The sequence below is a fragment of the Helicobacter sp. 11S03491-1 genome (assembly GCF_002272835.1).
In the GTDB taxonomy this organism is placed as follows: Bacteria; Campylobacterota; Campylobacteria; order Campylobacterales; family Helicobacteraceae; genus Helicobacter_J.
Window position 1 is genome coordinate 1 of sequence record NZ_MLAO01000016.1, and the last position, 10,497, is coordinate 10,497.

Annotated in this window: 14 protein-coding genes; all 14 read left to right on the forward strand. The window is 28.7% G+C overall.

From position 1 onward, the window contains the following. Positions 1 to 184: 184 nt before the first annotated feature. The 14 genes from BKH45_RS08460 to BKH45_RS08520 all read left to right on the forward strand — a co-directional run bounded on the left by BKH45_RS08460 (position 185) and on the right by BKH45_RS08520 (position 10,352). On the forward strand, positions 185 to 1,531 hold the full coding sequence (locus BKH45_RS08460) for a hypothetical protein (protein ID WP_095275049.1): 1,347 nt from the start codon (positions 185 to 187) through the stop codon (positions 1,529 to 1,531). Between the two features lie 222 nt (positions 1,532 to 1,753). Then, positions 1,754 to 2,077: a hypothetical protein gene (locus BKH45_RS08465; RefSeq protein ID WP_180675722.1), complete on the forward strand. Its 324-nt coding sequence runs from the start codon at positions 1,754 to 1,756 to the stop codon at positions 2,075 to 2,077. 15 nt (positions 2,078 to 2,092) lie between these two features. Further along, positions 2,093 to 2,392 (forward strand): hypothetical protein, encoded by a 300-nt coding sequence (locus BKH45_RS08470; protein WP_095275051.1) that lies wholly within the window; start codon positions 2,093 to 2,095, stop codon positions 2,390 to 2,392. A 17-nt stretch (positions 2,393 to 2,409) separates the two neighbouring features. Then, positions 2,410 to 2,943, forward strand: a complete 534-nt coding sequence (locus tag BKH45_RS08475; protein ID WP_095275052.1) for a coiled-coil domain-containing protein — start codon at positions 2,410 to 2,412, stop codon at positions 2,941 to 2,943. A gap of 284 nt (positions 2,944 to 3,227) precedes the next feature. Further along, a complete protein-coding gene (locus tag BKH45_RS08930; protein WP_180675724.1) occupies positions 3,228 to 3,374 on the forward strand; it encodes a hypothetical protein in 147 nt (48 codons plus the stop codon). Position 3,375: 1 nt separating this feature from the next. Continuing rightward, entirely contained in the window at positions 3,376 to 4,266 is an 891-nt protein-coding gene (locus tag BKH45_RS08480) for an ArdC-like ssDNA-binding domain-containing protein (protein WP_095275053.1), read from the forward strand. A 9-nt stretch (positions 4,267 to 4,275) separates the two neighbouring features. Beyond that, a complete protein-coding gene (locus BKH45_RS08485; RefSeq protein WP_095275054.1) occupies positions 4,276 to 4,779 on the forward strand; it encodes a hypothetical protein in 504 nt (167 codons plus the stop codon). Positions 4,780 to 4,901: 122 nt separating this feature from the next. Then, on the forward strand, positions 4,902 to 6,167 hold the full coding sequence (locus BKH45_RS08490) for a hypothetical protein (protein ID WP_180675726.1): 1,266 nt from the start codon (positions 4,902 to 4,904) through the stop codon (positions 6,165 to 6,167). Positions 6,168 to 6,178: 11 nt separating this feature from the next. Next, positions 6,179 to 7,348, forward strand: a complete 1,170-nt coding sequence (locus BKH45_RS08495; protein WP_095275056.1) for a toprim domain-containing protein — start codon at positions 6,179 to 6,181, stop codon at positions 7,346 to 7,348. Between the two features lie 139 nt (positions 7,349 to 7,487). Then, positions 7,488 to 7,661 (forward strand): hypothetical protein, encoded by a 174-nt coding sequence (locus BKH45_RS08500; RefSeq protein WP_180675728.1) that lies wholly within the window; start codon positions 7,488 to 7,490, stop codon positions 7,659 to 7,661. Between the two features lie 65 nt (positions 7,662 to 7,726). Beyond that, on the forward strand, positions 7,727 to 8,047 hold the full coding sequence (locus BKH45_RS08505; RefSeq protein WP_095275058.1) for a hypothetical protein: 321 nt from the start codon (positions 7,727 to 7,729) through the stop codon (positions 8,045 to 8,047). 82 nt (positions 8,048 to 8,129) lie between these two features. Next, entirely contained in the window at positions 8,130 to 9,176 is a 1,047-nt protein-coding gene (locus BKH45_RS08510) for a tyrosine-type recombinase/integrase (RefSeq protein ID WP_095275059.1), read from the forward strand. A 181-nt stretch (positions 9,177 to 9,357) separates the two neighbouring features. Next, positions 9,358 to 9,642, forward strand: coding sequence for a hypothetical protein (locus tag BKH45_RS08515; RefSeq protein ID WP_095275060.1), 285 nt, complete (start codon positions 9,358 to 9,360; stop codon positions 9,640 to 9,642). A gap of 23 nt (positions 9,643 to 9,665) precedes the next feature. Continuing rightward, positions 9,666 to 10,352, forward strand: a complete 687-nt coding sequence (locus tag BKH45_RS08520) for a ParA family protein (RefSeq protein WP_095275061.1) — start codon at positions 9,666 to 9,668, stop codon at positions 10,350 to 10,352. Positions 10,353 to 10,497: the final 145 nt, after the last annotated feature.

Genomic DNA, 10,497 nt, shown 5'->3' on the forward strand with positions numbered 1-10,497 from the left:
AAATAAATTTAATGCAATAAATTAATAAAAATAAGTTAAATCAATATATGTATTGTTCCTATCCCAAAAATTAAAATACCCGATTCGCGTATGAAATCTTTTAAATTTGTGCTAGCATTTTTCTAAATAAAGTAAGGTTTATAAAATAATTTAAAATAGAAAATCCATACACAAGGAGTCTTGAATGATTCACTATCAAAAAAATCCAAAATCCAAACCAATTCAATTCTTCATTCTAAGCACATTGATAACTTCTTCTCTATCAAATGCAGTTGCAGTTCCAATGATAGTAGAAGACCCAATAGCAAATGCTACTGCCGCAACCACGGCTTCAAGAATGCTCGATTCGATAAACAAAGCCACGCAGGCACTAGAAAAATATGACAAAATGATTAAGAAAGCACAAGAAAGCATCGATAAAATCAATGCGGTAAATGATTCTATTAATGAAGTAAGTAATCTTATTGAAACCTCTACAATGGGAATTGCTAATCCTATGGATATTATAAATCAAATAAACGATATGCCCGATAGAGTAAAAAGAAACGCCGATAAACTTGTAAAAACTATTAAAGACTTCAATATTAGAGACCACTGGCAATGGAAGAAAATAGAAGCTGTTTGTCCTCAATTAGAAATAGATAAAATTGCCCCTGATGATAAAACACTTACTTATTCTAATGTTGGAAAAGAATCTGAAGCTCTCAAGACTTTTAAAGCTTTAGGAAAAGCTCTTAATAGCAATATCATTTCAAATTCGCTCTCTCTGGCAGGAGAATTAAAAGGCAGGGCGATGGCGCTTGAAGCTTGTATGCTATTTACAAAAGCTCAACAACAACAAAAAGAACATGAATTTGAAATGCAATTAAAAGAATGTATATTAAAAAGAGATAAAGAATGTTATAAAAAAACAAAAAGAGAATGGGTTCAATCAGAAATTGATTATAGAAAAAATACAAGATTTTTAAAAGCACAACAAACCGATCCTCTTATCAATCGCTCCAAACAAATGCTGGAAGCATTAGGAACTCTGGACAAGAGTTTTAATGACAAAGAGAAAAAAAGGGAATATTGCAAACTCAGCAAAAAAGAAAATGGAGAAGAGTTTTGCTATCCTTTATTTTATGATACAAAAAGATTGAATGATAACTTTAACGATCTTCAAGAAGAACTTTTGAAAAAACTCCGACAAGCAGGAAGTGATAAGAAAAAACAAGCTCAAGCTTATGCTGATGTCAAAATAAAAACAGATATGCTCTTGCTTGAATACACCAAAGATATCGCCAACAATCTCTCTTTTATGAATGAAACAATTTCTTTGATAGGCAATCTGGTTTCAAGAGATTATAAACACAAATATGGTAATGATGACTATTTTAGTTTTAAAGAACAAATTGAAAAAAAGGTTAATGAGATCAATCAAAATTTTCAAAGTCAAACAATGAATTATAAAAGTTTTAAAGATTATAATGCCAATCTGGATAAATATGGATTCCCTATTATTTCTTTTACATCTTCTAAAAAAATTTAATTTTTTAGATCAACTTAAAAAGAAAATTTATTGTTGATTGTAAATTAGAAAACTTCTTTTGTGTCTTTAGCCTCTTATAAACTATCAAGTCATCATAATGTCTTTAATATTCATTGCTATTTATATAAGGGAGAAAAAGCCTATTAAATAGCCTTATTCATGGGTTTTCAGTCCTTTGTTGGTGATAAAATATTGCTATCAAAACAAAGAGAGGTTATTACCATGAGATTAGATAGAGAAAAAGTTTATAGAATTCTTGAATCAAAGTTAAAACAAGCTAATTATCGTTGGTATAACGAGGGGTTTTTATCTCCTGAAATTACCAATGAATATTTAGCTTTTCAAATTTTTGACACCCAAGCTGATTATACCCGACTACACAGAGGCAGATCCCTTGAGAAGTTGCTTGAGAGTATTTTTGCTGATAATAGGCTTGATGGACTCAATGATATGGTTTTTGTGGGTGGTTTGATTTATTATAAGAATGAAGAAATAGCTCAAGAAATCAAAAAGAGAATAGATACTTTCTCAAAATTCCATCAATAAAATCAGGAGATAAAAATGTTAAAAATTAAAATTAAGAATAAAAATCTATATTTAACCTTCAGTCCCTCTCTCATTGAAGGAGGGGTAATGGTGAATGTCTATGAAAAGAAGAAGCTTTTATTTGATATGGGATTTCCTGGCGCTCCTGATATAGAAGAATTAAAACAAGAATTAAAGATTGCTTTATTCTGCCCACAAAGCTTTGAAGCACAAAAGTTAAAAGAGAATAAAAAAGCTTTTAATCAAGACTTTTATCTCTTGGGTGATTTATTCAATCCCAGCTTATTTGGTTGGGCAATGATTAAAAAGAATTAAATCAGAAGGAGTAACTTATGCTACAATATAGCACAAACATGAAAGGAGAAACGATGCCTTATGCAATGGGTTTGACTAGAGAAGCATATAATATTATTTATGAAACTTTTCCTGACAAAAATCAAGCTGATGGTGTTGCCTCTGTTTTTGAAAAAGTTTTATTGCAATTAGATGTCAATAGTCGGGTTGTCTTTGATGAGAGACTTGAAACAATTATTTTAAGTGTCAAAGAAAAACTGGGCGCAGAATTTGCAACCAAGTCAGATTTAGAAGCGCTTAAAGCCGTCTTAGAAAAGCAAATTGCCGAACTCAGAACCGAACTCAAGCAAGATACTACAGAACTCAAAGTTGAACTCAAAACTGAGATTGCAGAACTTAGAACTGAGATTGCCGTAATTGATACTAAGGTTACAAACTTGTCTCAAGATTTCAACAATAAGCTTAATTCTTTTAAATTTTCCATGATCAAGTGGGTTGTGGGAACTTTAGTTATAACACTTGGTGTTATTGCTACTTTGGCCGGCTTACTAACCAAATTGAATATCATCTGAAGGTAGGATTGATTCCCTACTAAGATGATCTGAGAAAACTACGTATTATATTAATAATGGCAAAAATTGCTAATATCAAAAATACTAAAATCAGCAGTTTTATTTACTTTTTATTTACCATTCTAACTTCATATTTCACGCACCTATTTTTCAAAAATATATATTTTTTATGAGTTTTCATAAGTAAAAAATTTAAAAATATATATTTCTTTTCTCTAAAATTTTTTCTAAGATTCTCCAACAGACCAAAATCATCTGTCTAAATAAATATTTAGGAGTAAAGAATGGAAAATGAACTTGAACTTGAAAGTCAAAAACTGACCAAAGAAGAAGTTATAGAACTTGTTAACTATGGTATTGCTATGGAAACTCAAAGCGAAGCCGCAATTGCATTTGAAACGCAATTAGAATTAGAAAAAAAAGGAGAATAATATGCCAACAGAAAACGAAATCAATCAAACTTATACCTCTAAAATTGAAACCCCAAAGAAAAAATGGGAAGATTATACAATTCAAGAGAAAAAAGAAAGTTTTTTAAAACATATTCTCAAAGAAGTAGCTCAATCTATCAAGGGAAAATATGCGCCATTTACACAACCTGTAGAGAAATTTCAAAGGGCTTACAATCCCTATAATGGGCTACCTTTTACCACTTTGAATTCTCTAATTCTAGATATCAAGCAAAAACAACATAATTACAAAGAAAATGCTTGGATCAGTTTAAAAGATGCCAGATTTTTAAAAGCTGATAAAAATGAAATTAACGCTATATTTAACGATAAAGACATTCCAAAAGCTCAAGTACATTACATCAAAACCTTCGAGATGAAACCTGTTTATGAAATGGACAAAAAGGGGAATAAAATTCCTAATACGCAAATTGTCAAAGAAAAAATCCCTGTCGATCCAACTTTGGAAACACGTTTTCTTTATAATATTGAAGTTTTTAAGACTATTGATAAAAGTCATTTGAAACCTATAAACAAAGATCAAAAATATAGAAATTATATTTCACATCAAAAAGATTTTGATCCTACCAACGCGCCTCTTATTTTTCAAGATTTAAAAAAATTTTTATTTGATCATACTGCCGGTCAAATCATTACATATTTAAAAGCTCAAAATGAAAATACCGGCTACATTCCGCCCAAAAAAAGTCTCAATGAAATAGAAAAAATTCAAGTTGAAAAAGCCATTGATGAAGCGTTGAAAAATATTGCTGAAAATAAAAATCTCTTGAATCCAAAATCTTCAAAAGAAGTCTCCAAGCGAGAAATAATACAAGACAAAACAAAAAAACCTAAAAAATCCAAATCTCTATAGGAAGCCGACATGAATAATAAAGTATTAGATGAATTAGAATTAGATGAATTAAAGGATAAACAAATTGCACAAATTTGGAACAATGTTATAGACAATGACAAATACGGATTGCTCTGTTCGATTTATAACAATATTTGGGAAACGAAAGTCGAAAATATCCGAAATGTCAATGTGGAAAGTATGAAAGAAACTTTAAGTGAGTTGCAGAACATTCATAAGCACGGTGCAGGCTGTGGCATAAACGGATTTATCTACACTGAGGATATTAAAAACTTCTTAAATACAATCCAAGACAAAGGCAGAGAATTTTTTACGGATAAAGCCTCTGAATACGACCTTTCTGACTCAAAAATATCCGAAATCATCAAAACTCCCGAAAGCTTTACATATGCAATTTTAGAAATATATTCAAGTGATGTTTGTTTAAGTCCGGATATATGTAAAAATAAAAATATGCAATATACACAAGAGAAAGTCGATAAAAAGGAAAAATCCAAAGGCATGAGACGATAAGCCTTTGGTTAAGAATTAAAATAAACAAAATGAACAGAAATACGATCAATAATTTTTTGAACAGCTTTTTATATTTTTACAACAAGCTCGGAGATGACAGCAGAATTTTTTTTGAACGCTTGATGAATGAAGCGGAGAATGTCAAAAATAGGAATACTCAAACTGATTTTGTAAGTCTTTTTGAAGAAGAATTAAGAAAATTTGTTGAAGATCAAGATATTCAAAATAATGTTGAGAATAAAGAAATTGAAGTTTCTAACTCCCAACCTCTTGAACCTGTTGTTGAACAAAACCAAATTCAAGAATTTCAAACAGAGTCTCTTAAAACATTTACCCTACCTATTAACTGGGAAAATTTTCAATTTAATATGGATATTATTGCTAATAAACTCCTTGAGAACAATCAAAAAGAATTAAAAAAATTGAACCTATACAAAGAGCAAGAATTTTTAAGAACACCTATTGGTATTTATGCTAGAAACAATTTGTTTTCAGAAGAAAAAATCAAAGAATTTCAAACACAATATGCCAAAAGCTATTTAAAAAAGCTTTCTAAAGAAATCAAAATAGAGCTACGCTTTCTGGGTTTCAATGCCAATAATAATATTATTCTACAATGCAAAAGCGATTTATCTCAAAATAATTTTTTAGATCTCATCAAAAATGCTAAAAAAGATTATTTTATTGATTCGGAAGAACTTCATTGGAATTTTGATATTAAAGATGTTCAGAAATTTCATCAAGAATCCAAAGATTTTATTGAAACCTTTCAAGATGAACTCAAAGATTTTTCTCAAACAAATCTTACTCAAGAAATCAATGAAAATTCTAGTGAATCTCCCATCTTAAAAGCCAATACCCAAGCTTTCTCTACGCTCAATCATCAACAAAATCAAGATAATTTAAAGAAACCTCAATATTCAAATCTACTGGATTTTTTTGAGAAAAAACGCATTGAGAATCAAAATATGGCTATTTCTAAAGACGAGTTTAAAAAAGATTTTTTAGTTTATTGTAAAAATAATATGAATGAAAATGAAATGCAAATCCTTATCAATCTTTATAATAAAGAACCCACTAAACTCACTAAAGAACATAAAGATATGCTGGAAAAAGGAATGCGTTATAATCTTATCAACAACAATCTGTTGGATAAAGAATTAGAAAACTCTATCAAACAAACTTTAGGTATACCTATAGAAAGAGACCACAAAAAAACATTGAATTCTGAAAAAAATTTAAATCAAGAAGTTCAAAAAGTTAAAAATCAAGAGATTAAAGAAGTGGCTAAACCTCAAAAACTCAATAACACCACTCCAAATACAACAACTATAGAAGCTAAAAACATACTCAATACAACAAAAAACAAAACTCTCAAAAGACGATAAGGAGATAAATTATGCAAGATTTAACACTCTTGCCTTTGCATGAGATTTTATTGCATAACGGATTTAAAATAAACAGAGATAAAAGCTCGATTAGAAATCCTGTAGTCGAAAATGAAAATGAAAAGCTTGTTATCACCAAAAAGGGTGATAACTATCTATATTTCAATGTTGATGGGAGTAATGATCGGGGCAATATTATTAACTTTTGTAAAAACAGAAATATTAATATTAAAACACTCATTGATAATTATTACAATGGAAATATAAACGATATAGAAATCCCTAAGTATTTTATCAATGAAGAAAAAGAAGAAAAAAGAGCAGTACAAGAAAAATATGATGCTCTTTCTAATTATAATTCACAAAAAAATCAATTTTTTCTCAATAAAGGGATATATGATTCAACTATAGAGCCTTATAAAGATTCTTTCAAACAAGATAGCTATGGGAATATTTGTTTTCCTCATTATAAGCTGATTGAAGAGCAAATCAATCAAAAAACCATAAGTTATATTAAAATATGTGGTTATACACAAAGACTTTCTTTTCCCTTATATAATGACCAAAAGGGCAATCCAAGAGAAAAGCCGCTTAAGCATTTTCATCATGGAAATAAATGCCTGGAAATCCTCAATATCAATAAAAACCCTAAAGAAATTAAAAAAATCATTTTTGGAGAATCTATTGTTGATATCTTAAGTCTTATGCAAATCTATAAAGACAATTACAATCCTAATGAAACAATGCTTATTTCAACAGGAGGAAATTTTCATCAAGATGGCATAAAACCTACTTTAAATAATCTCTTTGAAGTCTGCAAAGAAGCTAGAATTACGACTTGTTTTGACAACGATCAAAATGGTTTAAAATATACTGATTTTATACAGAAATTTGTTCTGGAAAAAACAAAAAAAGGAACCAGTACCTATAAACCCTTTGCTAAAGACGTTAACGATGATTTAAACTTAAGACAAATCACCCAATTAAAAACCCTCAATACTCATATTTTTGAAGAATACCTGGAAAGTCAATTGCTTAACTATAAAAGATCTTCAGATACCAATCACAGAAAAAATATTTTAGAAAAAATTAGAAAAATTAATAATATCAAACCACTTAAAGAGGAATACAAAGAAAGATTCAATCAAATCCACAAACATAAAGCCATTAAAAAGCTTTAACTCATTATATGTTGTAATAAGATCTTTTCAATCTATGCTATATAAGGGAGAAAAAGCCTATTAAATAGCCTTATTCATGGGTTTTCAGTCCTTTGTTGGTGATAAAATATTGCTATCAAAACAAAGAGAGGTTATTGCCATGAGATTAGATAGAGAAGGAGCATTCTACACAGCTTATGAAGATACAAGAGGCGGAAACAAGCGTATTGACTCTGTTCCCCAAAATTTAGAGGATCTTCATCCAATCCTAGCACAAATGAAGTTAAAAATCAAGCAAGGGCTAAAGAAAATCCGGCACTCCAAGCATGGATAAAGGATTACCAAAAACTCAAAGACAAATATAAAGATTATTTTAGCGCACAGCGTTTGAAGGGATACATGGAGGATGGAATCTCTCTCCAAAGCAGAGCAAAGAAATTTAAAGATGGGTTAAAAAAAGGTGAGTTTGAAGGAAATGAAGCTATGATCAGAAAAGACCTTAAAGTCATCCAAGACAAAGAAGTCCAAGACTTCTTTAAAAAAGCTGACTTCGATAAATTGAAACTTCTTAGTGCTATGGATAATCTTGAGTTTTATAAAAAAATGGGTGAGCATCAGAAAATTAAAGAATCCATTGAAGAAGAAATTGCCTACCTTCAAAACAAAATCCAACGCGATCAAGAAGCCAAAGAGAATCCAAAGCCCAAATCAAAATTTTAGGTAATAATTTTTTATGTAATTAACATTAAAGAATTTAATTATTATACAATTTTCCAAAATTTTAAAATAAAAAGGATAAAAAATGAAAAATATTAGAAAATTGTCTCAAGAATTTTTAGAGTCAGCCAAAAAATATTATGACCTTAAGTCAAAAGTTTTTTCAAAATACAACATTCTTGATACAGAGGCATTTAAAGAAGCTCAAATCAAAATTTTAGAAGCCGGCAACATTGATGAATTATGCTTGCTTAGAAGAAAAATCCAAAAAATCGGCATGAATTCAGCAAAGAATTTAACTGTCATTGAAGATTTTTATCATTATTTGATTGAAAATGCCAAAAATTTACATATTTCAGAGTTAAAATTTCTGAAAGAAAATCAAGTCATTGATTTTTTATATCAAAAAAGCCTTACCAATAAATCTTCAAGTATTGCCCTTTATAAAATAATCTTAGGAGAATTCTTCCGTTTTTTGGATAAAAAAATGGGCTATGATTTTGACTTTACTTTGCGTAATTTAAGATTTAATAAAGAAAAGCCTTTGCCGAAATTTTTGCCTAAACCTAAATTTTTAAATTTTATTGACTATTTGCAAAATGCTAAATTTAATCGTGATTTTGATAAGAAAAATCGATTAATCCTTTTAATTATCGCCTTGACAGGTATGCGAAGTAATGAAGTTAGAAGCCTTAAGCTTTCTGATTTGCAAGTTACTTTCAATGAATACGGAGAATCTTATTATTCTATTAAAATTACAGGCAAAGGTAATAAACAAAGGATAGCAGGCATTAAAAAATCACTTATTGAAAAACATCTTCAAGAGTGGTTAAAATGTGATCTCAAAAAAAGAAAATATAATCAAGATTATCTATTTCTCAATCCAGCTTTTAAGGGCAGTGATACAACAATAAATTTTTTAATCAAAACTCTTAAAAAACTTAGAATATTGAAAGAAAAAGAATCGGCAGGATTGCATATATTAAGGCATTCTTTTGCAAGTTTTATATATGAACAAACAAAAGATATAGTTTTAACACAAAATCTTTTAGGACATAGCAGTATTGAAACAACCAAAATCTATGTACATCGCACAACAGATTTTTCTAAACAAATACTGAATTTATTTTAAAAATATTCTACTTATTAATTATGAATATTCATATTGATTTATTATAAATATATTTATAATACGTATGATTAATAAATATAATATATTTATTAATCATTATTATATTTATTTGTAATAATTGCATTGTATATTAACTATTTTATAGTATTATAAATAAATATTACTACTGCAAGGAATTAAAATGACAAGAATTGATTTAGAAAAAAATATTGTTGAGTTTGAACATAGAAAAGCCCTTGATCACGCATTTTTACTATTGAGTTATATCCATCAATTAGAGGCATTTAAAGATGAATCTCCTAAAGAATTTTTGAAAAATTGGGCAGAAAGTTATGAAGATTTTTTGAAACAAAACAAGCCATCTGAAAAATTTAAAAATGAATTTAAAATTATTCAAAAAGAAAATCAAAAAATGTTAGAGAAAAAATTGAAAAATAAAGTCAAAAATTTAAAAATAACTATATGATTTCTTAAATTTTGGAGAAAATAATGATCATAACGATTGCAAATCAAAAAGGTGGATCTGGAAAAAGTACTCTTTGTTTAAATCTCGCTACAAAATTTTTACTGCAAAATCAAGAAATTGTAGTGCTTGATACTGACGTGCAAAAAAGTATAGAAACTTTTGTAAATATCAGATTAGATAAAAATATAAAATGTTTCACTCTATTCAATCGCACCGGAAATATTACCGACACTATTAAACAAATAATCCCAAAGTTTCAAAATATCATTATTGATACAAAAGGCGAAGATAGCATAGAAAGCAGAAAAGCTATGCTTATTTCTGATCTCCTTATTATTCCGAGCACTCCTTCTCAACTTGATATTGCTGTTTTGACTAAAATGTTTGAGCGTGTGAGTGAAATTCAAAGCATTAACGAAAATCTTCGTGCCTGCATTTTGATGAATAAAATTCCACCAGTGCCATATTTACGTGAAAAACAAGCAATGAGAGAGTTTATTTTGGAAAACAAAAAATCCCTAAATATAGATTTACTTGAAAGTATCATATCTGAACGTATTTCATTGAAACGATGTGTATCAGAGGGATTGAGTATTATTGAATACGCCGATGAAAAAGCCAAAAAAGAGTTTAATGAATTCTATCAAGAAATTTGTGATAAATTTTTCAGAATCACAAAAAATGCAATCTTTAAAAATCAGATAAATTAAAATAAGGATAAAAAATGCCTTCAATCCAATTCAAAAAATCAAAACAAAATCCAAGTAAAGAAAAAGAGAGTCAAGAGGATTTAAAATTGCAAACCATTGATGAACTCTCAGCCAAGCTTGATGAAAAACTCAATCTCAAGAAATC